24 protein-coding genes are annotated in these 23,982 nt (G+C 65.5%); 17 read left to right on the top strand and 7 right to left on the bottom strand.

What is annotated here, in order from left to right; genetic code table 11:
• Positions 1–320: 320 nt before the first annotated feature.
• Positions 321–938 carry a L,D-transpeptidase gene (locus RFM52_RS02890; RefSeq protein ID WP_320294333.1) on the bottom strand — a complete coding sequence of 206 codons (618 nt, stop codon included), beginning with the start codon at positions 936–938 and terminating at the stop codon, positions 321–323.
• Between the two features lie 224 nt (positions 939–1,162).
• On the opposite strand from RFM52_RS02890, the gene cueR reads away from it, so the two are divergent.
• Positions 1,163–1,552 (top strand): Cu(I)-responsive transcriptional regulator, encoded by a 390-nt coding sequence (gene cueR, locus RFM52_RS02885; protein WP_320294472.1) that lies wholly within the window; start codon positions 1,163–1,165, stop codon positions 1,550–1,552.
• 14 nt (positions 1,553–1,566) lie between these two features.
• On the opposite strand, the gene RFM52_RS02880 is transcribed toward cueR, so the two are convergent.
• On the bottom strand, positions 1,567–2,037 hold the full coding sequence (locus RFM52_RS02880) for a nucleoside deaminase (RefSeq protein WP_320294332.1): 471 nt from the start codon (positions 2,035–2,037) through the stop codon (positions 1,567–1,569).
• Between the two features lie 154 nt (positions 2,038–2,191).
• Between RFM52_RS02880 and RFM52_RS02875 the strand changes: the two genes are divergently transcribed.
• Complete coding sequence (locus RFM52_RS02875; protein WP_320294331.1) at positions 2,192–2,413, top strand: hypothetical protein; 222 nt, start codon at positions 2,192–2,194, stop codon at positions 2,411–2,413.
• 136 nt (positions 2,414–2,549) lie between these two features.
• On the top strand, positions 2,550–3,050 hold the full coding sequence (locus RFM52_RS02870; RefSeq protein WP_320294330.1) for an MmcB family DNA repair protein: 501 nt from the start codon (positions 2,550–2,552) through the stop codon (positions 3,048–3,050).
• A gap of 252 nt (positions 3,051–3,302) precedes the next feature.
• Here RFM52_RS02870 and nhaA read toward each other — a convergent pair whose 3' ends face one another.
• From nhaA to RFM52_RS02845, 5 genes are all read right to left on the bottom strand, one after another.
• The gene (gene nhaA, locus RFM52_RS02865; RefSeq protein ID WP_320294329.1) at positions 3,303–4,493 is read right to left on the bottom strand and encodes a Na+/H+ antiporter NhaA; all 1,191 of its coding nucleotides are present in this window, start codon (positions 4,491–4,493) and stop codon (positions 3,303–3,305) included.
• 319 nt (positions 4,494–4,812) lie between these two features.
• On the bottom strand, positions 4,813–5,376 hold the full coding sequence (locus RFM52_RS02860; RefSeq protein ID WP_127227806.1) for an ActR/PrrA/RegA family redox response regulator transcription factor: 564 nt from the start codon (positions 5,374–5,376) through the stop codon (positions 4,813–4,815).
• A 311-nt stretch (positions 5,377–5,687) separates the two neighbouring features.
• Positions 5,688–7,013 (bottom strand): ActS/PrrB/RegB family redox-sensitive histidine kinase, encoded by a 1,326-nt coding sequence (locus RFM52_RS02855; protein ID WP_320294328.1) that lies wholly within the window; start codon positions 7,011–7,013, stop codon positions 5,688–5,690.
• A 359-nt stretch (positions 7,014–7,372) separates the two neighbouring features.
• Positions 7,373–9,835 carry an ATP-dependent helicase HrpB gene (hrpB, locus tag RFM52_RS02850; protein ID WP_320294327.1) on the bottom strand — a complete coding sequence of 821 codons (2,463 nt, stop codon included), beginning with the start codon at positions 9,833–9,835 and terminating at the stop codon, positions 7,373–7,375.
• A gap of 56 nt (positions 9,836–9,891) precedes the next feature.
• Positions 9,892–10,782, bottom strand: a complete 891-nt coding sequence (locus tag RFM52_RS02845; RefSeq protein ID WP_320294326.1) for a DMT family transporter — start codon at positions 10,780–10,782, stop codon at positions 9,892–9,894.
• 21 nt (positions 10,783–10,803) lie between these two features.
• Between RFM52_RS02845 and RFM52_RS02840 the strand changes: the two genes are divergently transcribed.
• The 14 genes from RFM52_RS02840 (at position 10,804) to dhaK (ending at position 23,752) form a co-directional block, all read left to right on the top strand.
• Positions 10,804–11,502 (top strand): PIG-L deacetylase family protein, encoded by a 699-nt coding sequence (locus RFM52_RS02840; protein WP_320294325.1) that lies wholly within the window; start codon positions 10,804–10,806, stop codon positions 11,500–11,502.
• Between the two features lie 253 nt (positions 11,503–11,755).
• Complete coding sequence (locus tag RFM52_RS02835; protein ID WP_320294324.1) at positions 11,756–13,084, top strand: ABC transporter substrate-binding protein; 1,329 nt, start codon at positions 11,756–11,758, stop codon at positions 13,082–13,084.
• A 123-nt stretch (positions 13,085–13,207) separates the two neighbouring features.
• Entirely contained in the window at positions 13,208–14,155 is a 948-nt protein-coding gene (locus tag RFM52_RS02830) for a carbohydrate ABC transporter permease (protein ID WP_320294471.1), read from the top strand.
• The gene (locus RFM52_RS02825) at positions 14,152–15,102 is read left to right on the top strand and encodes a carbohydrate ABC transporter permease (protein WP_041001244.1); all 951 of its coding nucleotides are present in this window, start codon (positions 14,152–14,154) and stop codon (positions 15,100–15,102) included. Before RFM52_RS02830 ends, RFM52_RS02825 begins: the two co-directional genes overlap by 4 nt.
• Before the next feature lie 217 nt (positions 15,103–15,319).
• Positions 15,320–15,523 (top strand): hypothetical protein, encoded by a 204-nt coding sequence (locus tag RFM52_RS02820; protein ID WP_320294323.1) that lies wholly within the window; start codon positions 15,320–15,322, stop codon positions 15,521–15,523.
• A gap of 2 nt (positions 15,524–15,525) precedes the next feature.
• Positions 15,526–16,632 (top strand): ABC transporter ATP-binding protein, encoded by a 1,107-nt coding sequence (locus RFM52_RS02815; protein WP_320294322.1) that lies wholly within the window; start codon positions 15,526–15,528, stop codon positions 16,630–16,632.
• Positions 16,625–17,638, top strand: a complete 1,014-nt coding sequence (locus RFM52_RS02810) for an ABC transporter ATP-binding protein (protein ID WP_320294321.1) — start codon at positions 16,625–16,627, stop codon at positions 17,636–17,638. Before RFM52_RS02815 ends, RFM52_RS02810 begins: the two co-directional genes overlap by 8 nt.
• Positions 17,639–17,716: 78 nt before the next feature.
• Positions 17,717–19,357: a dihydroxyacetone kinase subunit DhaK gene (locus RFM52_RS02805; RefSeq protein WP_320294320.1), complete on the top strand. Its 1,641-nt coding sequence runs from the start codon at positions 17,717–17,719 to the stop codon at positions 19,355–19,357.
• Positions 19,358–19,367: 10 nt separating this feature from the next.
• Positions 19,368–19,967: a dihydroxyacetone kinase subunit DhaL gene (dhaL, locus tag RFM52_RS02800; protein WP_320294319.1), complete on the top strand. Its 600-nt coding sequence runs from the start codon at positions 19,368–19,370 to the stop codon at positions 19,965–19,967.
• The gene (gene dhaM / locus RFM52_RS02795; protein ID WP_140544084.1) at positions 19,967–20,356 is read left to right on the top strand and encodes a dihydroxyacetone kinase phosphoryl donor subunit DhaM; all 390 of its coding nucleotides are present in this window, start codon (positions 19,967–19,969) and stop codon (positions 20,354–20,356) included. Before dhaL ends, dhaM begins: the two co-directional genes overlap by 1 nt.
• A gap of 19 nt (positions 20,357–20,375) precedes the next feature.
• On the top strand, positions 20,376–20,678 hold the full coding sequence (locus RFM52_RS02790; protein ID WP_320294318.1) for an HPr family phosphocarrier protein: 303 nt from the start codon (positions 20,376–20,378) through the stop codon (positions 20,676–20,678).
• A gap of 41 nt (positions 20,679–20,719) precedes the next feature.
• Positions 20,720–22,294: a phosphoenolpyruvate--protein phosphotransferase gene (gene ptsP, locus RFM52_RS02785; RefSeq protein WP_320294317.1), complete on the top strand. Its 1,575-nt coding sequence runs from the start codon at positions 20,720–20,722 to the stop codon at positions 22,292–22,294.
• Positions 22,295–22,307: 13 nt separating this feature from the next.
• Positions 22,308–22,733 (top strand): hypothetical protein, encoded by a 426-nt coding sequence (locus RFM52_RS02780; protein ID WP_320294316.1) that lies wholly within the window; start codon positions 22,308–22,310, stop codon positions 22,731–22,733.
• A gap of 32 nt (positions 22,734–22,765) precedes the next feature.
• Positions 22,766–23,752: a dihydroxyacetone kinase subunit DhaK gene (dhaK, locus tag RFM52_RS02775; RefSeq protein ID WP_320294315.1), complete on the top strand. Its 987-nt coding sequence runs from the start codon at positions 22,766–22,768 to the stop codon at positions 23,750–23,752.
• Positions 23,753–23,982 lie beyond the last annotated feature (230 nt).

Here is a 23,982-nt window from a genome sequence, read left to right as displayed (position 1 = left end):
TGCTTTAAGTCTTTGATCTTAAGCATGTCTTTGTCCCGAAACCGGGACCACTTTCGGGAGACATGCTTTAAATGTACGCTCCGCTCCGGCTTTCGCCGGCCGAAGCCCTTACAAGCGTTTCCACTCTATGAAGGCTACGGCCGGCGTAGGCCGGTTCTCGAAAACCAAGCCACATGGATTCTGCAGGGCGAACTCTCAAAAGGGCGTCGCGTCGCGATAAGCAAACCGCAAAACAAAAAACCGGGCCCCAACAGCCCGGTTTTCTGTTTTTGGACGTCTTGTTGTTGCCTAGACGGTCCGCTTGCGAAACTTTTTCGTGATTACATCACGATGACTTTGGCGCCGACCGACGTGCGGTCGTAGAGGTCGATAATGTCCTGATTCATCAGCCGGATGCAGCCCGACGACATCGCCTTGCCGATCGAGAACCATTCCGGGCTGCCATGCAGGCGGTAGCCCATGTCGCCGCCCTTGTTGAACAGATACATGGCGCGCGCGCCGAGCGGGTTCTTCAGCCCCGGCTCCATGCCGCCGGCGAACTTGGCGAGCTCGGGCTGGCGCTTGATCATCTGCGAAGGCGGCGTCCAGGTCGGCCATTCGCGCTTCAGCGCGATATGGGCGGTGCCGTGCCATTCAAAACCCTCGCGGCCGACGCCGATGCCGTAGCGCATCGCCATGCCGTCGCCCTCGATGAAGTAGAGGAACTTGTTCTGGGTATCGACGATGATGGTGCCTGGCTTCTCGGGAGAGTCATACCGCACTTCCTGGCGGTGGTATCTGGCGGGGACCTTCTCGATCGGGATGCGCGGCAGCTGATAGCCGGCATCGGTCATCGCGCCATAGTTGTTGGTGAACAATTGCCCACCGATGGTGCTGCACCCGCTGATCGCGGTCGACAGCGCAAGGGCGGCGAGGATTGCAAATGACTTCAAGCGCATGAATAGGTCCGACGCCCTGTCTTAACGAGCGGCACGAGTCGGCCGCTTTCTTGCCATCATTCATGCTGGCATTTCTTTTGCTTGCCAAGCGCGCACTGCCTATATGCAAGACCTTACGTGCCGGTAAGTGCCCGACTGCGGCATTTCCGCAACAGGCCTCACAGGATTGTGAAGCAAAATCAATGACGCGGCTCGAGAGCCGCCTGGAATTCGAGGAGAGCGCCATGAATGTCGGTGATGCCGCCGAGCGTTCCGGCCTGCCGGCCAAGACCATCCGCTACTATGAAGAGATCGGATTGATCCGCCCGGCGCGGGCCGAGAACGGCTATCGCGATTACTCCGGCGAGGATATCCACCGGCTTGCCTTCCTGCGCCGCGCACGCAACCTCGGCTTCTCAATCGACGATTGCAGGCAACTGATGGCGCTCTATCAAGACCGCGACCGCGCCAGCCACGACGTGCGCGAGATCGCCGCCGCCCATGTCAGGGCGATCGAGGAAAAGGTGCGCGAATTGCAGTCGATGCGCTCGACGCTGCAGAAGCTGATCCACGCCTGCCACGGCGACCATCGGCCGGACTGTCCGATCCTGGATGACATGGCAGGCGCAGCCTGAGTAAGGATGGCCGATCAGCGCTTCCAGAAATCGCGATGCGGGGCGAGCAGCTCATCCGCGATTTCGGGGAACGGACCGAAGACCTCGATCGTCTTCTGGCCGGAGGCGAAGACGGTGCGCGAGGCGAGGTTCATCGTCGGATTTTCCTCGTGATCCCCGGTGAGCGCCAGGAGATCGGTCTCCTCATAGCCGTAGACCAGCCGCCCGATATTGGCCCAATACATCGTGCCGGCGCACATCGCGCAGGGCTCGCCGGTCGAGACCAGCGTGCATTGCCACAGGAACTCCGGCTCATAGGCCGCCGCGGCGCGGCGGACGAGCTCGGTCTCGGCATGGCGCACCGTGTCGAGATTGCCCTGCCGCATCAGAACCCGATCGTCGGGCCCGACCAGCACGCAGCCGAAGGGATGATGCCCATGCGCCGCCGCCTCGCGCGCGACGGCGTCGGCGGACCGGAGGTGGGCGAGCATCTGATCTCGGGTCATCGGAAAAATTCCTCTCAGGGCGAGATTGCTGCCAGGGGATATGATTAGCAAGGCCTAACCTTCTCTTGGCTACGGCTCGAGCGTCGCGCTGGCTTTGCACTCCGCCTATTCCGGTTTTGGTGCTACTTTGACCGCACAATGAGATTGCCGGATCATGGGCATCCAGAAAGACATCGAACGCGTCGAGCAGCACGTCCGCGAGATCGAACAGCGGATCGAGCGACAGCGCGCAGTCATCACCCAGGCAAAGGAAAGCGGCTTGCCGACAGACGGCCCGCGCAACTTCGTGTGGTTCCTGAAGGAGACATTGAGCCTGAGCCGCGACCAACTGGCCAAGCTCCTGGCGGACGAGTTTCGAGCGAAGGATTCGCAGTAGCGGGCGTCGCCGTAGGCATCTGCTTTTAACCCGCTGCCTTTTCCGCCCTAGGCCTCCGACCATCGAAGGACCAACCAAATAATCGCCCGGCTTTCAGGGGTTCAAACCGTGAACAAAATCTGGCATGGTGCTTCCCATGCCCATCGTTTCCCCGATTCCCCTCAACCCTTTGATCGACGGCCGCCAGTCGGAGCGCGCCATGCTGGTGCGGCGCGGCGTGCAGCGGCTGCTCTCCGAAATGGGCGCGCATGTGTTGCCTGAGCTTTCTTTGGCCACCGGGCGCCGCGCCGATCTCGTGGCGCTGACCAGGCCGGGCGACATCTGGATCATCGAGATCAAATCCTCGATCGAGGATTTTCGGGTCGACCGCAAATGGCCTGACTACCGGCTGCATTCGGACCGCTTCTTCTTCGCCACCCATCCCGGCGTTCCGCAGGAGATCTTTCCCGAGGAATGCGGCTTCATCCTTTCCGACGGCTATGGCGCGGAGATCATGCGCGATGCGCCTGAGCACCGCATGGCGGCCGCGACGCGCAAGGCGCTGATGCTGCGGATCGCCCGCGCGGGCGCCGCGCGGCTCTTGGCAGCCGAGCTTGCCGGCGTTGCGGTGCCGGCGCTGGATGGCGAGAGCGAGTAGCGCTGGTTCCTCGCCCCACCAAGTGGGTACCAAGTGGGAGAGGAGGCCGGCATAGCCGGTCGGAGAGGGGCCAGCGCGGCGTTGGGAAGTTTGTTGTCTCCATGCCTCCCGAAGGCCTCCCATTGCTGATCTTGCATTCCTTCTTGGATTGGTTCTGGTGTCGCCACGGGCGTCCCCCGCTCCGTCCCGGCTTCGCCGGGCCACCTCTCCCCCGCCTTCGCGGGGGGCGAGGAAATGGCGGCGCGGCGTTGCCTACTCCACTTCCTCTTCAACCCCGCCGGCCGCCGGCGCCGTGAGAAGCACGGCGGCGCCCAGCAGCGCGGCGATCAGCGAGCCTGCCAGGATGCCGACCTTCACCGCGTCCTGCAGCGCCGGGTCGCTGGCGAAGGCGAGCAGGCCGATGAACAGGCTCATGGTGAAGCCAATGCCGCAGAGCAGCGAAATGCCCAGCATGTGCAGCCAGCCGGCATTGGCCGGCAGGTCGGCGAGGCCGAGCCGGATGGCGAGAGCCGAGGAGCCGAAGACGCCGACCAGCTTGCCCAGCACAAGGCCGGCGGCGACGCCAAGCGTCAGCGGCTCGACCAGGGCTGCGAAGCTCAGGCCGCCGAGCGAGACGCCGGCATTGGCGAAGCCGAAGATCGGGATGACGATGAAGGGCACGAGCTTGTGCAGGCCGTGTTCCAGGCGGTGCAGCGGCGAGTGCTCGAGATCGTGGCTGATGCCCGGAGAACGCTCAAGCGGGATCGTCAGCGCCAGCGCCACGCCGGCCAGCGTGGCGTGCACGCCCGACTTCAACACCAGCACCCATAGCAGCGCGCCAAGCAGGAGATACGGCCAGAGCTTCATGGCCCGCATACGGTTGAGCAGGACAAGCAGGCCGATGACGACGAAGGCGGCGGCCAGATAAGCAAGCGACAGGCCGCTGGTGTAGAACAGCGCGATGATGATGACGGCGCCGAGATCGTCGATGATGGCCAGAGCGGTGAGGAACACCTTCAGCGAGGCCGGCACGCGGCTGCCGAGCAGCGACAGCACGCCGAGCGCAAAGGCGATGTCGGTGGCGGTGGGGATCGCCCAGCCGGAGAGCGCTGCCTGATTGTCGCGGTTGATCAAGACATAGACCAGCGCCGGCACCACCATGCCGCCGGCGGCAGCGATGCCCGGCAGCACGCGGCGCGGCCAGGTCGAGAGCTGCCCGTCAAGCATCTCGCGCTTGATCTCCAGCCCGACCAGCAGGAAGAACACCGCCATCAGCCCGTCATTGATCCAGTGCGAGATGCTGAGCGGCCCGAGATAGGCGTGCAGCACGGCGAAATAGGTTTCGGCCAAAGGCGAGTTGGCAACGATCAGCGCCAGGGCCGCGGCCACCATCAGGATGATGCCGCCCGCGGCTTCGCCGTCGAGGAATTCGCGCAGGATCGATTTCGGCCGCTCGTCTCGCATGGTCCCTCTCTCACCCACCCTGTTGGCCGGGAATCTGTAGTCCAATGATCCGCAGCGTCAGTGGCGATGCAAGGCTTACGAGTCTACACGGGCGGCGCATGCTTCGAAAATTATTTGAAACGTCCGTCTCTTCGTCATCCACGGGCGAAGCAAGGAGCGAAGCGACGCAGCGCAGACCCGAGGATCGATTCCGTGACATCGGAGCGGTGCCAACGGTGCAGAATTCTGCTCCGCTGCATCCTTCGGCCAAGGTCACGGCATGGATCCTCGGGTCTTCGCGCCGCTTTGCGGCGCTACGCCCAAGGATGACGACGTTTGTTCAGCGCGGCGCGCGCTTGGCCAGAATCCGCTGCAGGGTGCGGCGGTGCATGTTCAACCGGCGCGCCGTCTCGGAGACGTTGCGGTCGCACATTTCGTAGACACGCTGGATGTGCTCCCAGCGCACGCGGTCGGCCGACATCGGGTTTTCCGGCGGTGCCGCGCGCTCGCCGGAGGTGCGGGTGAGCGCGGCGAAGACGTCGTCGGCATCGGCCGGCTTGGACAGGTAGTCGATGGCGCCGAGCTTCACCGCGGTCACCGCGGTGGCGATGTTGCCGTAGCCGGTCAGGATGATGGCGCGGGCGTCGTCGCGCTTCTCGCGGATGGCTGCAACGACATCGAGGCCATTGCCGTCGCCGAGCCGCATGTCGACCACCGCATAGGCCGGCGGATGGGCGCGCGCCTTGGCGACCGCCTCTTCCACGCTCTCCGCCGTTTCGACCACGAAACCCCGGGTCTCCATCGCGCGGGCAAGCCGGGTGAGGAACGGCTTGTCGTCCTCGACGATGAGCAGCGAGGTGTCCTCGCCCTCGACCATTGCGCCCGTCGTTTCGTCTCCGCTCATCTTATCGGCATCCTACTGACCAAGAGCACTTCGCATCAAAATTCTAACGAATGCACCTTAAAGCGCGTCGAGCTGAAACGGATTCAGGCGACGCACTTTAAGTCCTTGTTTTGATGCATGTCGTTGTCCCAGAACCGCTGCGCACTTCTGGGCGACATGCATTAAGTCCTTGTTTCCAGGCATGCCGCCTCGCCAAACGCGGCTGCACAATTTTGGGCGACATGCCTCACTTTTACGCAGATACAATTCCGCAACAGCAATGTCCAATTTTTAGAGCCGGCAACAGAGCTGCCATGCGGTAATCACAAGGTTTACGCATTGTCGAATATGGTGGCCGAGGCCTGGTCCTGGTTGAGGAAGACGCCGCGCGGCCACGCGATCTGGACCACAGCGCCTTCGCCCAGCCCGCTCGAATTGCGGAAATCGATGGTGGCGCCGGAACGCTCCAGCAAGGTCTTGGCGATGAACAGCCCCAGGCCCAGGCCGCCGCCGGCCTCCGTGCCCTGGCGCGTCGACATATAGGGCTCGCCGATGCGGTCGATGATCTCGGCCGGAAAGCCCGGCCCGTCATCGGTGATCGAGAAGGTGACCGCCTCATTGTCCCAGCTCCAGCTGACGGTGACCGACTTGCGGGCGAAATCGACGGCGTTCTCGACAAGGTTGCCGAGCCCGTAGATGACGCCGGGGTTACGCTGGCCGACAGGCTCCGGGCCGATGCGCTCGCCGGGCCGCAACCGGATCGAGATGCCGAAATCGCGATGCGGCGCCGTCACCTCCTCGATCAACGAGGTGAGCGGCATGCGCGACAGATGCGCTTCGCCTTCCGACGAAAGGCTGGTCAGCCGCTTCAGGATCTCGCGGCAACGCTCGCTCTGCGAGCGCAGGAGCTTCACGTCCTCGCCGTATTTCGGATCCTTGCCGAGCGCCTTTTCCATCTCCTTGGCGACAACGGTGATGGTGGCCAAGGGCGTGCCGAGCTCGTGCGCGGCCGCCGCCGCCAGCCCGTCCAGCGCAGACAGATGCTGCTCTCGCTGCAGCACCAGCTCGGTGGCGGCCAAAGCGTTGGCGAGCAGGCGCGCCTCCGCCGCGACGCGGAAGGCATAAATGGCGGTGAAGGCGATCGAGGCGAACACAGCCATCCACATGCCGGCGACATAGATGAAGGGCATCGGCAGCGGCGATCCCTCGTACCAGGGCAGCGGCAAATGGAAGAACACCAGCAGCGTGGCGGCTATCATGACCAGCGCGCCTAGCACCGCGGTCATGCGCAGCGGCAGCGACGCGGCCGAGATGACGACCGGCACCGAAAGCAGCACGCAAAACGGATTGGTCAGGCCGCCGGTCATATAGAGCAGGCCGGTGAGCTGGATGCCGTCGAAGGTGAGTATGGCGAAGGCCGAAAGCGGGGTAAGCCGGTGCGCCGCCGGATAGCGGAAGGTCAGCCACAGATTCATCCAGGCCGAGCAGGCGATCAACGCAAAGCACATCGACACCGGAAGCGGGAATTTCAGGCCATAGGCGACAACAAGAACCGTCAGGCTCTGGCCGACGATGGCCAGCCAGCGCAGGCGGATCAGCGTGTTGAGCCGCAACCGCTGGCTTTGCTGGGTATCGGGCGCGCGCAGGATGTTGATCATCGACTTACGATTATAGCCGCAGGAGGGTAAGCGCTAGTAGTGCTGTTAGCGGACTTGAGAGGCCGGCAGCAGAGCGCCGAGTGACTGGCCGAGGCCCTTCGCGATTCGTCATCCACGGGCGGAGCGACGCGAAGCGGAGCGCAGACCCGAGGATCCATTCCGTTACCTTGACCGTAGAATGCAGCGGAGCAGAATTCTGCAGCGCCGCAGCGCTTCGAAGTCACGGCATGGATCCTCGGGTCTACGCGCGTCGCTTCGCTCCTTGCTCCGCCCGTGGATGACGACGTGATGGGCGTTTGCGCCAATCGCCAACATATGTCGTCCGGTAACGCGAGGCCGCCGAAGCTTCCGTCGCAAGCCTACGTCCCACGCGGCTTGGCGCGGCTGGTGGCGGCGGCCAACAGCGGGTTTTCCGGCCAGACATGCTTTGGGTAGCGGCCGCGCATGTCGGTGCGCACATCCGCCCAGGAACCCCGCCAGAAGCCGGGGAGGTCGCGCGTCGTCTGGATCGGACGGTGCGCCGGCGAGAGGAGCTCCAGCGTCAACGGTACGGTTCCATTGGCGATCGCCGGATGACGGTCGAGGCCGAACAGCTCCTGCACGCGGACCGCAAGCACCGGCCATTCGCCGTCATAGCGGATCGGCACGTGGCTGCCCGACGGCGCGTCGAAATGGGTCGGCGCCAGCGCTTCGACCTTGCGCTGCAGGTCGTGCGGGACCAGCGCCATGAGCGCCGACGACAACGTCGCCGGCCTGATGGCCGTGAAGGAGGCGTCGCCGGAGAGAAACGGCAGGAGCCAATCGTCGAGGCCTTCGACAAGCGCTTCATCCGAAACGTCGGGCCAGGGTGCGCCGAGGCCGCGATGCAGCCAGCCTAGCCGCTGGCGGAGCGCCTCCGCTTCCTTGCCCCAGTCGAGCAGCGACAGGCCGTGCTCGCGCAAAGCATCTATCATGGCGCGGTCGGCATCGGCGCCGGACGGCGCCGGCAGCATGCGTTCGGACAGCGTGATGGCGCCGAGCCTGGCGGTCTCGCGCATGCGCACGGCGCGGCGTTCGCGATCGAAGGTCGCCTCGCGCTTCATCTCGATGCGATCGGCAAGGGCGGCGCGGATACCGGCTTCGCCGACCGGCGCGGCGGCGGTGATGCGGGCGTTCTGCGCCTTGCCCTGCAAGTCGGCGACGACCAGCCAGGTTTCGTTGGCGAGCGGATCGGCGGCATCGACCATGGCGCCCGAGCCGTTGGCGAGCACGAAGCGGCCGCGCTCGCCGCGCGCCCTTGCGACGCGGTCCGGCCAGGCATGGATGAGGAGCGAGCCGGCGGAGGCCGCCTCGCCGTCCTGCCGGCCACCGGCCTGTCTGGCCAAACGCTCGGCGAGCTGCCTGGCGGCATTGGCGCGGGGTGATTTCTCACCGCGAAAACGGATCAGACGCCGCTCCAGGTCGGCGCTGTCGCCGCCCAGTCCACGCTCGGTGAGCAACACGGCAAGCGTCGCCGCTTCCCGCGCATGGGCGGTCTTCGCCGCCTCGGCCACCATATGCGCCAGCCGCACCGGCAGCGCCAATTTGCGCATCGCAGCGCCCGCCTCGGTCAGCCTGCCGGCATCGTCGATGGCATGAAGGGCGGCGAGGAGGACCCTCGCCTCGTTGAGCGCCGGGGCCGGCGGCGGATCGAGGAAGGAAAGGCTCGACGGATCGGCGACTCCGAAAGCGGCGCAGTCGAGCAGCAGGCCCGACAGATCGGCCTCGAGGATTTCCGGCGGCGTGAAGGCGGGAAGCGACGCGGTCTGCTCGGCACGCCACAGGCGCACCGCCACGCCGGGCTGCGTGCGGCCGGCGCGGCCGGCGCGCTGGTCGGCCGAAGCCTTGCTGACACGCACCGTCTCCAGCCTTGTCAGACCGCTCGCCGGCTCATAGCGCGGCAGACGCGACAGGCCGGAATCGATGACGACGCGCACGCCGTCGATGGTGATCGAGGTCTCGGCGATCGAGGTCGCCAGCACCACCTTGCGACGGCCGGCCGGCGCCGGCTTGATCGCCGCGTCCTGCGCCCGGTTGTCGAGCTGGCCATAGAGCGGCACGATGTCGGTGTCGGCGGCGACATCGCCTACGAGCCGCTCGGCGGTGCGCTCGATCTCGCGCTGTCCGGGCAGGAAGGCGAGCACGCTGCCCTGCTCGCCGGCCAGGGCGGCGCGCACGGCCTTGGCCATCGCGTCCTCGATCGCCGTGCCGGCGGCCCGTTCGTCGTAGCGGATCTGGACCGGAAAGGCGCGGCCCTGGCTTTCGATCACCGGCGCTTCCGACAAAAGCCGCGCGACGCGCGCACCGTCGAGCGTCGCCGACATGACCAGCAGACGCAGGTCCGGCCGCAGCGCACCCTGCACGTCGAGCGCCAGCGCCAGGCCGAAATCGCCGTCGAGCGAACGCTCGTGGAATTCGTCGAAGATCACCGCCGAGACACCGGGCAATTCCGGGTCATCGAGGATCATGCGGGACAGCACGCCTTCGGTGACGACCAGGATCTTCGTCCGCGCCGAAGTGCGGTTCTCCATGCGCATGGCGTAGCCCACCGTGCCGCCGGGTTCTTCGCCGAGCAATTCGGCCATGCGGCGGGCGGCGGCTCGGGCGGCGAGCCGGCGCGGTTCGAGGAGCACGATCCGGCCTTGCCCCAGCCATGGCGCATCGAGCAGCGCCAGCGGCACCAGCGTGGTCTTGCCGGCGCCTGGCGGCGCCACCAGCACGACGCTGTTGCGCCGCGAGAGTGCTTCGCCGAGTGCCGGCAGCACAGCTGTCACCGGAAGCTCCGGCAGGGATTTCGTCGTCATCTGGCCCGCATATCAGCGGTCGCGGTCACCATGCAACTTGCGCGGCCGGTGCGCGGTCAAAGCCTGGTGCGCGAAAACGGATTCCAGCGCACGGTGCCGAGCCTCACCTCTTCGCGCACCATCGTCAGCAAGCCGGAGGCGCCGACCACCGCCAGGCCGACCAGTGACAGCCAGTCGGGATATTCCTGGAAGAACAGCGCGCCGAGGATAACCGCCCAGACGATCTGCGAGTAATGCGTCGGCGCGATACGATTGGCGGGCGCGTATTTGACCGCAAGAAGTTGCAGCAGCTGCCCGCCGGCGGTGAAGACGCCGGCCAGCATCAGCCAGACCAGTTGGCCGAGACCAGGGAGCGAGAACGACGTCGTGGCCGCGCCGACGCCGTTGAAGACCAGGCCATAGCCGACCAGCGCGCCGAGAATGGTCGTGCGCTTTTCCTGCTGGGCCAGCGAGCGCATCAGGATGACGCTGGTGGCGGCGAGGAAGGCATTGGCGAAGGCGGCGAGATGGCCGAGATGCAATTCGCGAAAGCCCGGCCGCACCACCAGCATGACGCCGACGAAGCCGGCGACGACGGCCAGCCACCGCCAGGGACCGACCCTCTCCTTCAGGATGACCGTCGACAGGATGGTGACCAGCAACGGCGCCAGGAAGATCAGCGCGTAGACTTCCGCCAGCGGAATGGTGGTGAAGGCAAAGACGCTGAGCACGCCCGACGCGATGCCCGCCAGGGCGCGGGCCTGCACCGCCCAGGGCCTTTTGGTGCGCCAGGCGTCGCGCCAGCGTTCGTCGCTGGGCCTGGTGAAGAACAAAAAGCAGCCGGCAAACAAAGTCGAGAAGAAGCCGATCTCGAAGACGGTGAACTGCCCGCCCAGGCTCTTGATGACGGCGTCGCTGAACGAATAGCTTGCATAGGCGATGAGAGCGAGCAGGATTCCGTTCGGCATACCATTTCCGGGAGAGAAGACGTGAAGATACTGGCGCTGGGGGCGCATCCCGACGACATCGAGATATTCATGTTCGGTACGCTGGCCGCCTATGCCGCGCAAGGCGCAGAGCTTTATTTTGCGATAGCCACCGATGGTGCCAAGGGCGGCAGGGGCGACCCGAAGGCGCTTGCACGCTTGCGGCGCGAGGAAGCGGCCAGGGCGGCGGGCCTGCTCGGCGTCGAGCCGCGTTTCCTCGATTTCCCCGACGGCGCGCTCATCGCTGATGCCGCGTTCATTGCCGTGCTGAAGGCGCTGATCGGCGAGGTGAGGCCCGACCTCGCGATCACCCACGCGCCCTACGATTATCATGGCGACCATCGCGCCCTGTCCGACGGCGTGCGCATCGCGGCGTCCTTCGCGGTGCCTGTGTTGCATGCCGACACGCTCGGCGGCACCGGTTTTTCGCCGACGCATTATGTCGAGATCTCGCATCATTGGGACATCAAGGCGAAGGCGATCCGCGCGCACCAGTCGCAGGGTCCGGAGCACTATGTGCACAGGGCGCGCCTCCAGAACGAATTTCGCGCCGGCCAGTGCAATGGCGCTTCCGGCGCGCTGGCTGAGGCCTTCCGCTTCGAGCCGACGTTTCCTTTCGCCGATATACGCGCCCTGTTGCCGCCGGCGCCGCCGATCCGGCCGCTGACGGCAAGCCCGGGCCTCGCCGACCCGGCCGGCTGACCGCGGCGGGCCACAGCGCCCGGCGGTCATTTCCCAACGATTTCAATCACCCGTTTCGCCATGCTGCGGCGCAGCAACGAATTCGCTTGCGTTGTTTAGTAAAAAGAGCATCACTAAACAAATTACTAAACATCGGCGGCGCATCGCGCGCCATGGCGACGCATAGCGCGCCTTGTTTAGGCCCTCGGAGGAGCGAGGGTTGAGGGCTCTTGAAACCGTCATCCGGACGCGTTTCGCAAATGGGAGGTAAGGCATGAAATCGACCCTGAAACTGGCGTTGGGACTGGCCTCGGCGATCTTTGCGTCGACAGCCGTCTCGAACGTCGCGCATGCGGAAGACCTGACGCTGTGCTGGGCGGCCTGGGATCCGGCCAACGCGCTCGTGGAACTGTCCAAGGACTTCACCAAGGAAACCGGCATCGGCATGAAGTTCGAGTTCGTGCCGTGGACCAATTACGCCGACCGCTTCCTCAACGAGCTCAACTCGCACGGCAAGCTCTGCGACCTGATCATCGGCGACAGCCAGTGGATCGGCGGCGCCGCCGAGAACGGCCATTACGTCAAGCTGAACGACTTCTTCGACAAGGAGAAGATCAGCATGGACGATTTCGTGCCGGCGACCGTGGTCGGCTATTCCGAATGGCCGAAGAACACGCCGAACTACTGGGCGCTGCCGGCGATGGGCGACGTCGTCGGCTGGACCTATCGCAAGGACTGGTTCTCGCGACCGGAGCTGCAGAAGGAATTCAAGGAAAAATACGGCTGGGAACTTGGCCCACCCAAGACCTATGACCAGCTGATGCAGATCGCCGAATTCTTCCAGAAGCGGCAGATCGACGGCAAGACGGTCTATGGCGCCTCGATCTATACCGAGCGCGGCTCGGAAGGCATCACCATGGGTGTCACCAACGTCCTCTATGACTACGGCTTCGACTATCAGAACCCGAACAAACCTTACGACATGAAGGGTTTCGTCAACTCGGCGGACGCGGCCAAGGGCCTCGAATTCTACAAGAAGCTCTATGATTGCTGCACGCCGCCCGGCTCGTCGAACGTCTACATGGGTGAATCGGCCGACGCCTTCAAATCCGGCCAGGTTGCCCTGCACATGAACTTCGCCTTCACCTGGCCCGGCCTCTACAAGGACGAGAAAGTAGGCGGCGACAAGATCGGCTTCTTCGCCAATCCCGCCGGCCCGAAGGGACATTTCGCCCAGCTCGGCGGCCAGGGCATCTCGGTGGTGTCCTATTCCGACAAGCAGGAATCGGCGCTGAAATACATCAAATGGTTCGCCAACAAGGACGTGCAGGCAAAATGGTGGGCGCTGGGCGGCTACTCCTGCCTCAATGCGGTGGTGAACGACCCCAAGTTCCCGGCCAGCCAGCCCTATGCGTCGACGTTCCTGGAATCGATGGCGATCGTGAAGGACTTCTGGGCCGAGCCGAGCTACGCCACGCTTTTGCAGGCGATGCAGAAGCGCGTTCATGACTATGTGGTGGCCGACAAGGGCACCGCGCAGGAAGCGCTCGACAGTCTGGTCAAGGACTGGACGCAGACCTTCCAGGACGATGGCAAGATGTAGTCGGGGCAAGATGTAAGGCTCCTCCCGAGCCAGACCGACGCGTCCCGTGCCGCCCTTGGCACGGGACGCAGTTCAGATAAATTCCATCATCGAGACTGACCCGTGACCGAAGCAGGACTGACCATGCTCAATCGGACTGCGGACAACGTTGCCCGGGCGACACCGGAACCGTTGGCCAAGAAGATCCGGGGCATCAGCGACAAGGGCCTCGCCTGGCTGTTCATCTCGCCGACGATCCTTTTGCTGTTGGCCATCAACATCTTCCCGCTGTTCTGGGCGATCTATCTCTCCTTCACCAACTACCGCGCCAACCGCCCCAACGAGGTGGTGAAGAATCTGGGGCTCGCAAACTACCAGCGCATCCTTGGCGACCAGGACATCTGGATCGCCATGCAGACGACGGCGCATTTCGTGTTCTGGACGATCCTCCTGCAGACCGTCATCGGCTTCACGCTGGCCTGGCTGATCGACCGCAAGTTCCGCGGCCACGCCTTCTGGACCACCATCATCCTGGTGCCGATGATGCTGTCGCCGGCGGTGGTCGGCAATTTCTGGCGCTTCCTCTACGAGCCGCAGATCGGGCTGTTTTCCTATGTCGTCTCGTTCGTCACCGGCATTCCGCCGACGAATGTGCAGATGCTTTCCAATGTCGAGCTGGCGCCGTGGTCGATCATCATCGTCGACACCTGGATGTGGACGCCCTACGTGATGCTGATCTGCCTCGCCGGCCTGCGCTCGATTCCCGAATACATCTACGAGGCGGCCGAGGTCGACCGCGCCTCCAACTGGCGGCAATTCTGGTCGATCACACTGCCGATGGCGCTGCCCTTCATCATGCTGGCGGTGCTGTTTCGCGGCATCGAGAACTTCAAGATGTTCGACATGGTCAACCTTTTGACCGGCGGCGGACCCGGCTCGACCACCGAGGTCGCCTCGATCACGCTGAAGCGGCAGGCCTTCGAGAGCTGGCGCACCGGCTATTCCTCGGCCTTCGCCATCATCCTGTTCGTCGCGGTGTTCGGGCTGGCCAACATCTACGTCAAGGCGCTCAACAAGGTGAAGCAGAGATGAGCCTGACCACCGCCCATTCCGTCGTCGCACCGTCGTCGAACGCCAAGCTGATCGCCGGCACGATCATCATAGCCTATGCGCTGATCTCGATCGTGCCGCTCTTGTGGATCTTCGCCACCAGCTTCAAGACGCCACCGGACTCGATCGCCTATCCGCCGAAAATCGTCTTCCAGCCGAGCATCGAGGGCTATTGCAACCTGTTCACGACCCGCACCCGGCAAACGCCGGAATACATCAACTCGCTCGGACCGGCGACCGGCTTCTGCGACGAGACCGTGCGCAAGCGCAACATGGTTATCGCCGGGCCGTCGAACTTCCTGCCGCGCTTCGTCAACTCGCTGATCATCGCCTTCGGCTCGACCTTCTGCGCGGTGTTCCTCGGCACGCTGTCGGCCTATGGCTTCTCGCGCTTCAAGGTGCCTTTGGCCGACGACCTTCTGTTCTTCATCCTGTCGACGCGCTTCATGCCGCCGATCGCGGTGGCGATCCCGATCTACCTGATGTATCGCGAGCTCGGCCTCTCCGACACCGCGCTCGGCATGATCCTGCTCTACACGGCGGTCAATGTCTCGCTCGCGGTCTGGCTGCTCAAGGGCTTCATCGACGAGATCCCGCGCGAGTACGAGGAGGCCGCGATGATCGACGGCTACACGCGGCTGCAGGCCTTCTGGCGCACCGTGCTGCCGCAGGCGACCACCGGCATCGCCGCGACCGCCATCTTCTGCCTGATCTTTGCCTGGAACGAATATGCGTTCGCCGCCCTGCTCACCTCCGGCACGGCGCAGACCGCGCCGCCCTTCATCCCAACCATCATCGGCGAAGGCGGCCAGGACTGGCCGGCGGTGGCCGCCGGCACGACGATCTTCCTGGTGCCGATCCTCGTCTTCACCATCCTGCTCCGCAAGCAACTCTTGCGCGGCATCACCTTCGGCGCGGTGCGCAAATGATTGGTGTGAGAACAAGTCGACCCCCACTCCGTCGAGCTTCGCTCGACACCTCTCCCCCGATCGACGGGGGAGAGGAAGGGCGCGAAATTCATTCAGCCAGGTTCCCTTCCTCTCCCTCCGGAGGGGGGAGAGGTGGCGCTGCGAAGCAGCGACGGAGTGGGGGGAACACCTGGCAACCATCTCTCCCCGTAACCGGGGAGAAGGAAGGGAGGAACGCATGAACCGCTCTGTTGCCTCCAAGCGCTCCTCTTGGCCGCGCTGGGCAAGGCGCGGGCTGATGGAAAACATCGCGACCGCGATCATCGCGATCGGCTTCCTGATGCTGTTCCAGCCCTTCGCGCTGTCGCTCTATACCTATTCCTTCATCACCATGCTTGCCGGCACGGTGATGTTCATCATCGTCTCGAAATTCCCGGAATAACGATGGCCGAGATCCGTGTTCAGAACCTGAGGAAGGCCTTCGGCGCATTCGTCGCCGTGCAGGATTCCAATTTCGTCGTCGAGGACGGCGAGTTCTTCGTCATGCTCGGACCGTCCGGTTGCGGCAAGACGACGACGCTTCGCATGATCGCCGGCCTCGAGCTGCCGACCGGCGGCAAGATCCTGCTCGGCGGCGAGGACGTCACCATGCGCCGGGCGCGCGAGCGCGACATCGCCTTCGTCTTCCAGCTCTTCGCGCTCTACCCACATATGAATGTGCGCAAGAATATCGGCTTCCCGCTGCTGGCGCAGGGTATGCCGGCGGCAGAGATCCGCGCCAGAGTCGAGGAGACCGCGAAGCTGTTGCGCATCGACCACCTGCTCGACAAATCCGTCTCCGGCCTCGCCGGCGGCGACCGCCAGCGCGTCGCGCTCGGCCGCGCCATCGTGCGGCGTCCAAAGTGTTTTCTCATGGACGAGCCGCTCGGCACTTTGGACACCGAATTCCGTGACCTCATGGTCCATGAGCTGCGCGAGCTGCACAACCGAATCCACGCCACGACCGTCTATGTCACGCATGACCAGATGGAAGCGATGTCGATGGCCGACAAGATTGCGGTGATGAACCACGGCGTCATCGAACAGTTCGGCACGCCGCGCGAGATCTACGACCGCCCGGCGACGATGTTCGTGGCCGATTTCATCGGCTCGCCGCCGATGAATTTCCTGAAGTTCGGCGGCGGGCTTGCCAAGGGCGCCAAGGAGATCGTCGTGCAGGGCGCCAAGGTGATGGTGCCGGAGGTGCGCGAGGACATCGCGCCCGCCGACATGGCACTCGGCATCCGGCCCGAGCACATCCGCTTCGACGACGCCTCGAAGCTGCGCGGCGCGATCTACGGCACCGAATATCTCGGCACCACGCAGATCGTCGCCGTCGAGACGGCCGACGGCATCATCAAGGCGCGCGTGCCGGCCGGCATCCATCTCAGCCCCGGCGAACAGGTCGGGCTGGCCTTGAGCAGCGCCCGGCTGTCGCTGTTCGACAAGGGTTCCGGCCGCGCGGTCGGGACCGCCATGCATGATCAGGCAGCGGAGGCGCGCCATGGCTGATGTCCGTATCCAGGGCGTGACCAAGAGTTTCGGCGACACCGTCGCGATCAACGATCTCGACCTCGCCATCAAGGACGGCGAGTTCGTCGTGTTGCTCGGGCCGACCGGCGCAGGCAAGACGACGGCGCTGAGGCTGATCGCCGGGCTGGAACGGCCGGACAGCGGCACGATCCACATCGGTGGCCATGATGCGACGGCGCTGTCGCCGGCCGAGCGCGACACCGCCTTCGTCTTCCAGCAATATTCGCTCTACCCGCATCTTTCAGTGTTCGACAACCTGGCGTTCCCGCTGCGCTCGCCGGCGCGGCGGTTTCCGGAGGAAGCGGTGCGCCGCCGTGTCGAGGACGTGGCGCGTATGGTGCGCATCGACCACAAGCTCGACAATCGCTCGACGAAATTGTCTGGCGGCGAGATGCAGCGCGTCGCCATCGGCCGCGCGCTGGTGCGCAAGCCGGCGATCTACCTGATGGACGAGCCGCTGTCCTCGCTCGACGCCAAGCTGCGCGCCGATCTCCGGCTGGAGCTCAAGCGCATCCAGTCCGAGCTCGGCGCGACCATGCTCTATGTCACGCACGACCAGATCGAGGCGATGACCATGGCCGACCGCATCGGCATCCTCGCCGACGGCGTGCTGGTGCAGATCGGCACGCCGCGGGCGATCTATTCCGAGCCGGCGAACCTGCATGTCGCGGCCCGCCTCGGCCAGCCTGCGATCAACCTTCTGCCGGCCGGGCTGCTGCCCGACGGCGGCGCGCCGACCGGAACGACGACGATCGGCGCCCGCACCGAGCATCTGGCGATCGAGAGGGCGATGAACGGCCATGCCGACGGCGTCGTCGACTGGGTCGAGCATCTCGGCGACCAGAACCACCTGCATGTGACGGTGGGGGCGAAGAAGCTTGTGACGCTGACCGACCCCGACACGCCGCTCGCGAAGGGAGACAAGGTGACGATCCGCTACATCGCGCCGCTCTATTTCGGCCCGGACGGGCAAAGACTGATGTAACCGGCTCGCGCCACATAATTGCAAACCGCCCTATACGCACACTGATCGACGACCGCAGATACGGACTGGACGAAATCCATGAAGCACTTTTTCAACCGCAAGGACACGATCGTCACCGAGGCGCTGGATGGCTTCCTGGCCACGGCGGGGTCGGGCGCGCTCGCCCGCCTCGACGGCTATCCCGAGATCAAGGTCGTGCTGCGCGCCGACTGGGACAAGACGAAGGTGGCCGTGGTTTCGGGCGGCGGCGCCGGGCATGAACCGTCGCATGCGGGCTTCGTCGGCGCCGGCATGCTGACGGCGGCCGTCTCCGGCGAGATCTTCGCTTCGCCGAGCGTCGAGGCGGTGCTGGCGGCGATCCGCGCCACGACCGGCCCCGCCGGCTGCCTGCTGGTCGTCAAGAACTACACCGGCGACCGGCTCAATTTCGGTCTGGCGGCCGAGAAGGCGCGCGCCGAGGGCCTGACGGTCGAGATGGTGATCGTCGGCGACGACATCGCGCTGCCCGACATCGCGCAGCCGCGCGGCGTCGCCGGCACGCTGTTCGTGCACAAGATCGCCGGGCATTTGTCCGAAAGCGGCCGGGATCTGGCGTCGGTCGCTGCCGCGGCGCGCGCGGCCGCGAAGGACATTGTTTCGCTCGGCATTTCGCTCTCCTCCTGCTCGATCCCCGGACAGGCGCATGAGGAGCGCTTCGGCGCCAATGACGGCGAGCTGGGCCTCGGCATCCACGGCGAGCCGGGCGTCGAGCGCATCGCCCTGGAGGCCGTCAGCAAGCTGGTCGCCATCATGGCGGAACGCCTCGCGGCGCGGCTCGATCCGCACGGCCGTTACGCTCTGCTGATCAACAATCTCGGATCGGTGCCGCCGCTCGAAATGTCGCTCATCGCCAATACCGTGCTCGCCTCGCCGCTGGCGAAGGCGGTGGCGCTGACCGTAGGCCCCGGTCACCTGATGACCGCGCTCAACATGAACGGCTTTTCGCTGTCGCTGCTCAGGTTGGACGCGGAGCGCGAGGCGGCGCTCAAGGCGCCGGTCGGCCCGCACGCCTGGCTGCCGGCCAAGCCGGTCCGCGCCCCGGTCGTCGTGGCGATGGCCAGGCCCGCCATCGGCGCAACCACCAGGCCCGCCAGCCGCGATGTGGCCGCGGAGCGGCTGATCACAGCCGTCTGCCAGAAGCTGATCTCGCTCGAAGAGCCCCTCAACGCGCTCGACGCCAAGGCAGGCGATGGCGACACCGGCTCAACCGTGGCGACGGGGGCGCGCAGCGTCCTCGAGCGCATCGACACGCTGCCGCTTGCCGATCGCGCCGCGACCGCCGCCACGATCGGCGATACGCTGGGCACGTCGATGGGCGGTTCCAGCGGCGTGCTTTTGTCGATCTTCTTCACCGCCGCGTCACAGTCGCTCGGCAGCGGCGCCTCGCTTGGCAAGGCCTTGCTCGCCGGGCTTGACCGGATGACTTTCTACGGCGGCGCCAAGGTCGGCGACCGCACCATGGTCGATGCGCTGGAGCCAGCGCTGAAAGCCCTCGATGCTACCGGGCTGGAAGCGGCCGCAAAAGCAGCGCGACAGGGCGCCGAGGCGACCGCCGCGATGCGGAAAGCCAAGGCCGGCCGTTCCGCCTATATCGGCAGCCAGCTCGACACAGCGGATCCAGGCGCCTTCGCGGTCGCCGAAGTCTTCGCTGCCGTGGCGACGCTGTTCGCCCCGGCCTGAAGGACAGACGATGGCCGCATCCGATTTCTCCCGATTGATCGCGGCGGCGGCCGATACGATCGCGGCGCATGCCGAGGAATTGACCGCGCTCGACCAGGCGATCGGCGATGGCGATCACGGGCTGAACATGAAGCGCGGCTTCGAGGCGGTGCGCGCCGAGGCGGACGCCTTCGCGGCCAAACCGCTGCCCGAGGCGCTGAAGGCGGTGGGAACCAAGCTGGTGATGACCGTGGGCGGCGCCTCCGGGCCCCTGTTCGGCACGCTGTTCATGGCGCTCGGCAAGGACCTGCCGGCAGCACCCGATCGCAACGGGCTTACGGTGGCGCTGGGCAAGGCGATCGAGGCGGTCGCGGCGCGCGGCAAGTCGCAGCCGGGACAAAAAACCATGCTCGACGTGCTGCAGCCGGTGTATGAGGCGCTGGCGCAAGGCAGGACGGCTACCGAAATCGCCAATGCAGCCGACAAGGCGGCGGAGGCCACCGTGCCGATGAAAGCCCTGCGCGGACGCGCCTCCTTCCTGGGGGAGCGCTCGATCGGGCATATGGACGCCGGAGCGCGCTCGACCGCGCTTCTGGTGCGCGCAGTCGCCGAAACTGTCGAGGGTATTTGATGAGCAATGTCGGTATCGTCATCGTGTCGCATTCGCCCCTGGTCGCCGAGGGCACGGCCGACATGGTGCGCCAGATGGTAGGCGACGAAGTGCCGCTTGCATGGTGCGGCGGAAACGGCCATGGCGGGCTCGGCACCAGCGTCGAGGCGATCATGGGCGCGATCGACAAGGCCTGGTCGGAAGCAGGCGTCGCCATATTGGTCGATCTCGGCGGCGCCGAGACCAACTCGGAGATGGCCGTCGAGATGATCGGCGAGCCGCGCTCCCACAGAATAGTCGTGTGCAACGCGCCGATCGTCGAGGGCGCGGTGATGGCGGCAACCGAATCCTCCGGCGGCGCCTCGCTCAAGGAAGTGGTGGCGACGGCGCATGAATTGTCGCCGTCGTGAACGAACGGGAACCGACCGAATGTCCGCATCCGCCGAAGCAACGGTCCTGATCACCCACGCGGTGGGCCTGCATGCGCGCCCTTCGGTGAAGTTCACCAAGCTCGCCAAGTCGTTCGCGGCCGAGGTGGAAGTGGCGGTGGCGGCGAACGGCCCCTGGTTCGACGCCAAGAGCATCGTCAAGGTGATGGCGGCGAAGGCGCCGAAAGGCACCCTGCTGCACATCCGCGCCAAGGGCGACGGCGCGCGCGAGGCGGTCGGCGCCCTGGTCGACCTGGTGCGGCGCGACTTCGACGAGGATAAGGACCATGCCCGGTCCGCTTGATGCCAGCCAACCCGGTTCCCCGACCACAAGGAACGCGGACCATGCGCATTGAGGGTGTTCCAGCCTCGGCCGGTTATGCCGAAGGCTCGCTGTTCGACCTCGACCAGCCTCCGGCCGGTTACGAAGCCAAGGCGGGAGCGGCGGAAGAGAGAGCCGCGCTGGAGGGGGCGATCGGCAAGGCCGTCGGTCGGCTGGCGGCGCTGATCGAAACCGCCGATGGCGACGCCGCCGGCATCCTCGAATTCCACATCGCCATGCTGGAGGACGACGCGCTGGGTGGTCCGGCCTTCGCGTCGATCGCTTCCGGGCAGCCGGCTGACGCCGCCTGGCGCGCGGCGCTGGACGGCGAGATCGCCGGCTACGAAGCGTCGGACCAGGACTATTTCCGCGCCCGCGCCGCGGACCTGCGCGACATTCGCGACCAGGTGCTGCGGGCGCTGAGCGAGGACAGCGAGGCCGCGGCGCCCCCGGGCGCGATCCTCTATGGCGAGGACATCGCGCCGACGCGCTTCCTCGAAACCGATTGGAGCAAGGGCGGCGGCATAGCGCTCAGGCGCGGCAGCGCCGCCAGCCACGTCGCGATGCTGGCGCGCTCGCGCGGCGTGCCGATGGTCGTCGGTCTCGGCGCTGCAGCCGAATCGCTAACAGGCGTCGCGCTGCTCGATGCCGAGCGCGGCGGGATCGTCTTTTCGCCGTCGCCGGCCGAGATCGAAGCCTTCCGGCAAGCCGCCGCCTCCTTCGCCGACCGCCAGGGCGCGGCGCGGACATTCCTGACGGAGCCGGCGGCGACCAAGACCGGCACCGCCGTGCGCGTCCAGGTCAACATCGCCTACCCTACCGACGTCGAAGGCATCGATATCGCGACCTGCGACGGCGTCGGCCTGATGCGGACCGAATTCCTGTTCGGCAAGGCTCTGCCGGACGAGGAGACGCAATATCACGCCTACCGCAAGGTACTGGAATGGGCCGGCGACAAACCGGTGACCATCCGCACCGTCGACGCCGGCGGCGACAAGCCGGTACCGGGTTTCACGGTCGAGGAGACCAATCCTTTCCTCGGCCTGCGCGGCATCAGGTTGTCACTGGCGCGACGCGACATCTTCCGTGTGCAGATACGGGCATTGCTGCGCGCCGCCATCCACGGCAATCTGAAGGTGATGTTCCCGATGATCGCCACGCCTGACGAGTACGCCCAAGCCGCCGCGCTGTTCGCCGGGGAGCAGGCCGCGCTTGCCGCCGAGGGCGTCGCGCACAGGCTGCCGCCGCTCGGCATCATGGTCGAGGTGCCGTCCGTGGCGCTGGCGCCGGAGGCCTTCGCCGATGTCGCCTTCTTCTCGATCGGCTCCAACGACCTGACGCAATATGTGATGGCGGCCGCGCGCGACAATGCCGCGGTCGCGCATCTCAACTCCGTCCGTCACCCGGCGGTGCTACGGCTGATCGCTGCGGTTGCCGACTTCGGACGCGAGAAAGCTATTCCGGTCAGCCTGTGCGGCGACGCGGGCGGCGATCCGGCAGCCATCCCGGCGCTGCTCGAGGCCGGCCTGCGCGACCTGTCGGTCGCGCCAACGCAACTCGCCATGGCCAAGGCGGCCATTGCGGATGTTGCGGTGTAGGTGCGGCATGGCCATGACCGAAAAGATCCCGGAAGCTGGCTCGGAAGAGGCGATCCGCGCCTACAAGACGATCCTGTCGCAGGTGATCGACCAGCGCCCGTCCGGCATGCGCCAGCGCCTGGCCGATGCGCTCGGCAAGCACCGCAGCTTCGTCACGCAGATTTCCAGTCCGGCCTATTCGATCCCGATCCCGTCAAAGCATCTGCCGTCCATCTTTTCCGTCTGCCATTTCAGCCAGGCGGAGCGCGACCAGTTCATGGCCGCCTATCACCAGGCGCATCCCGGCAAGGTGCCCGCGGCCTCCGGGCAGCGCAGGACACGCCATGTCTCGCTGATCGTGCCGGATTTCGGCGACGACAGGCAGAACGCCGCGCTCGACCGGGCGATCAACGAATTCATCCAGAAAATAACCAGCATCGCCGGCAAGGGCAGCGGCTGACTTTTTGTTGCCGGGCTGTTTGGGAGGACGCCATGAAGAAATTTTTAAACGCCGTGGACACGGTCCTGACCGAGAGCCTCGATGGCTTCGCCGCGGCCCATGCCGACATCCTCGTGCTGGGCGAAGAACACAAGTTCATCCGCCGCAGGGAATTGAAGCCAGGCAAGGTGGCGCTGGTCTCGGGCGGCGGCTCCGGCCACGAGCCGCTGCATGGCGGCTTTGTCGGCCATGGCATGCTGGACGCCGCCTGCCCCGGCCAGGTCTTCACCTCGCCGACGCCCGACCAGATGCTGGCCGCCGTTCAGGCCGTCGACACCGGCGCCGGCTGTCTGTTCATCGTCAAGAACTACGAAGGCGATGTGATGAACTTCGACATGGCGGCCGAGATGGCGGATGGTGTGCTGCAGGTGGTGACCAATGACGACGTCGCGGTCGAGAATTCGTCCTACACGACCGGACGGCGCGGTGTTGCCGGTACGCTGGTGGTGGAAAAAATCGTCGGCGCCGCCGCCGAGCAAGGCATGCCTCTGCCCGCGCTCAAGGCGCTGGGCGACCGCGTCAACGCCGCGACGCGCTCGATGGGCGTGGCGCTGACCAGCGGCACGGTGCCCGCCGCTGGCAAGCCGACCTTCGAGATCGGTGACGGCGAGATGGAATTTGGCGTCGGGATCCACGGCGAACCCGGCCGGCGCCGCGACGCGCTGAAGAGCGCCGACGCCATCGCCGAAGAGGTCTGCGCAGCGATTGCCGGCGACCTCGGCAATCGCGCCAAGGGGCCGGCGCTGCTGTTCGTCAACGGCTTCGGCGGCACGCCGTCGATGGAGCTTTATCTGATGTACAACAGCGCCCGCAGGATTTTCGAGAAGCAAGGCGTGACGGTTATCCGCTCGCTGGTCGGGTCCTACGTGACCTCGCTCGACATGGCAGGATGCTCGATCACGTTGACCATGCTGGACGATGAAACGTCAGCACTTTGGGACGCGCCGGTCCACACGGCAGCACTGCGCTGGGGGATGTAGCCGGCTTCAGCCAAACTGAAGCCGCTAACGCCTCAAAGCACCTTCGACTGCCCGCCGGCAACCAGGCTCGACAATTTTCCAGCCTTGCGCAGCACAGGCGCCTCATACTTCTTCTTCGTCATTTCCAACCCTCCGGATCGAATCCAGAGAATGGACGATCGGCGCGGAAAGTCAAACTCACAAGCCGTTCTGCCGCCACACACTGGCTTCCAGCCTGCTTTTCTGTAAGT

The organism is Mesorhizobium humile (genome assembly GCF_033977215.1).
Taxonomy (GTDB): Bacteria; Pseudomonadota; Alphaproteobacteria; order Rhizobiales; family Rhizobiaceae; genus Mesorhizobium; species Mesorhizobium humile.
Note: the sequence above shows the minus strand (reverse complement) of the source record. Positions and strands in the feature narration are given on the sequence as shown.

Bases quoted from the DNA above. Each gene is read 5' to 3' on its own strand.
- RFM52_RS02860 (WP_127227806.1), bottom strand. From the start codon at position 5,376: ATGAGCGGAGACGAAACGACGGGCGCAATGGTCGAGGGCGAGGACACC.
- RFM52_RS02870 (WP_320294330.1), top strand. From the start codon at position 2,550: ATGCCCATCGTTTCCCCGATTCCCCTCAACCCTTTGATCGACGGCCGC.
- RFM52_RS02890 (WP_320294333.1), bottom strand. From the start codon at position 938: ATGCGCTTGAAGTCATTTGCAATCCTCGCCGCCCTTGCGCTGTCGACC.
- RFM52_RS02790 (WP_320294318.1), top strand. From the start codon at position 20,376: ATGTCCGCATCCGCCGAAGCAACGGTCCTGATCACCCACGCGGTGGGC.
- nhaA (WP_320294329.1), bottom strand. From the start codon at position 4,493: ATGCGAGACGAGCGGCCGAAATCGATCCTGCGCGAATTCCTCGACGGC.
- RFM52_RS02805 (WP_320294320.1), top strand. From the start codon at position 17,717: ATGAAGCACTTTTTCAACCGCAAGGACACGATCGTCACCGAGGCGCTG.
- RFM52_RS02810 (WP_320294321.1), top strand. From the start codon at position 16,625: ATGGCTGATGTCCGTATCCAGGGCGTGACCAAGAGTTTCGGCGACACC.
- RFM52_RS02875 (WP_320294331.1), top strand. From the start codon at position 2,192: ATGGGCATCCAGAAAGACATCGAACGCGTCGAGCAGCACGTCCGCGAG.
- RFM52_RS02780 (WP_320294316.1), top strand. From the start codon at position 22,308: ATGACCGAAAAGATCCCGGAAGCTGGCTCGGAAGAGGCGATCCGCGCC.
- dhaK (WP_320294315.1), top strand. From the start codon at position 22,766: ATGAAGAAATTTTTAAACGCCGTGGACACGGTCCTGACCGAGAGCCTC.
- ptsP (WP_320294317.1), top strand. From the start codon at position 20,720: ATGCGCATTGAGGGTGTTCCAGCCTCGGCCGGTTATGCCGAAGGCTCG.
- hrpB (WP_320294327.1), bottom strand. From the start codon at position 9,835: ATGACGACGAAATCCCTGCCGGAGCTTCCGGTGACAGCTGTGCTGCCG.
- RFM52_RS02830 (WP_320294471.1), top strand. From the start codon at position 13,208: ATGCTCAATCGGACTGCGGACAACGTTGCCCGGGCGACACCGGAACCG.
- RFM52_RS02815 (WP_320294322.1), top strand. From the start codon at position 15,526: ATGGCCGAGATCCGTGTTCAGAACCTGAGGAAGGCCTTCGGCGCATTC.
- cueR (WP_320294472.1), top strand. From the start codon at position 1,163: ATGAATGTCGGTGATGCCGCCGAGCGTTCCGGCCTGCCGGCCAAGACC.
- RFM52_RS02820 (WP_320294323.1), top strand. From the start codon at position 15,320: ATGAACCGCTCTGTTGCCTCCAAGCGCTCCTCTTGGCCGCGCTGGGCA.
- RFM52_RS02825 (WP_041001244.1), top strand. From the start codon at position 14,152: ATGAGCCTGACCACCGCCCATTCCGTCGTCGCACCGTCGTCGAACGCC.
- RFM52_RS02845 (WP_320294326.1), bottom strand. From the start codon at position 10,782: ATGCCGAACGGAATCCTGCTCGCTCTCATCGCCTATGCAAGCTATTCG.
- RFM52_RS02880 (WP_320294332.1), bottom strand. From the start codon at position 2,037: ATGACCCGAGATCAGATGCTCGCCCACCTCCGGTCCGCCGACGCCGTC.
- dhaM (WP_140544084.1), top strand. From the start codon at position 19,967: ATGAGCAATGTCGGTATCGTCATCGTGTCGCATTCGCCCCTGGTCGCC.
- RFM52_RS02835 (WP_320294324.1), top strand. From the start codon at position 11,756: ATGAAATCGACCCTGAAACTGGCGTTGGGACTGGCCTCGGCGATCTTT.
- dhaL (WP_320294319.1), top strand. From the start codon at position 19,368: ATGGCCGCATCCGATTTCTCCCGATTGATCGCGGCGGCGGCCGATACG.
- RFM52_RS02855 (WP_320294328.1), bottom strand. From the start codon at position 7,013: ATGATCAACATCCTGCGCGCGCCCGATACCCAGCAAAGCCAGCGGTTG.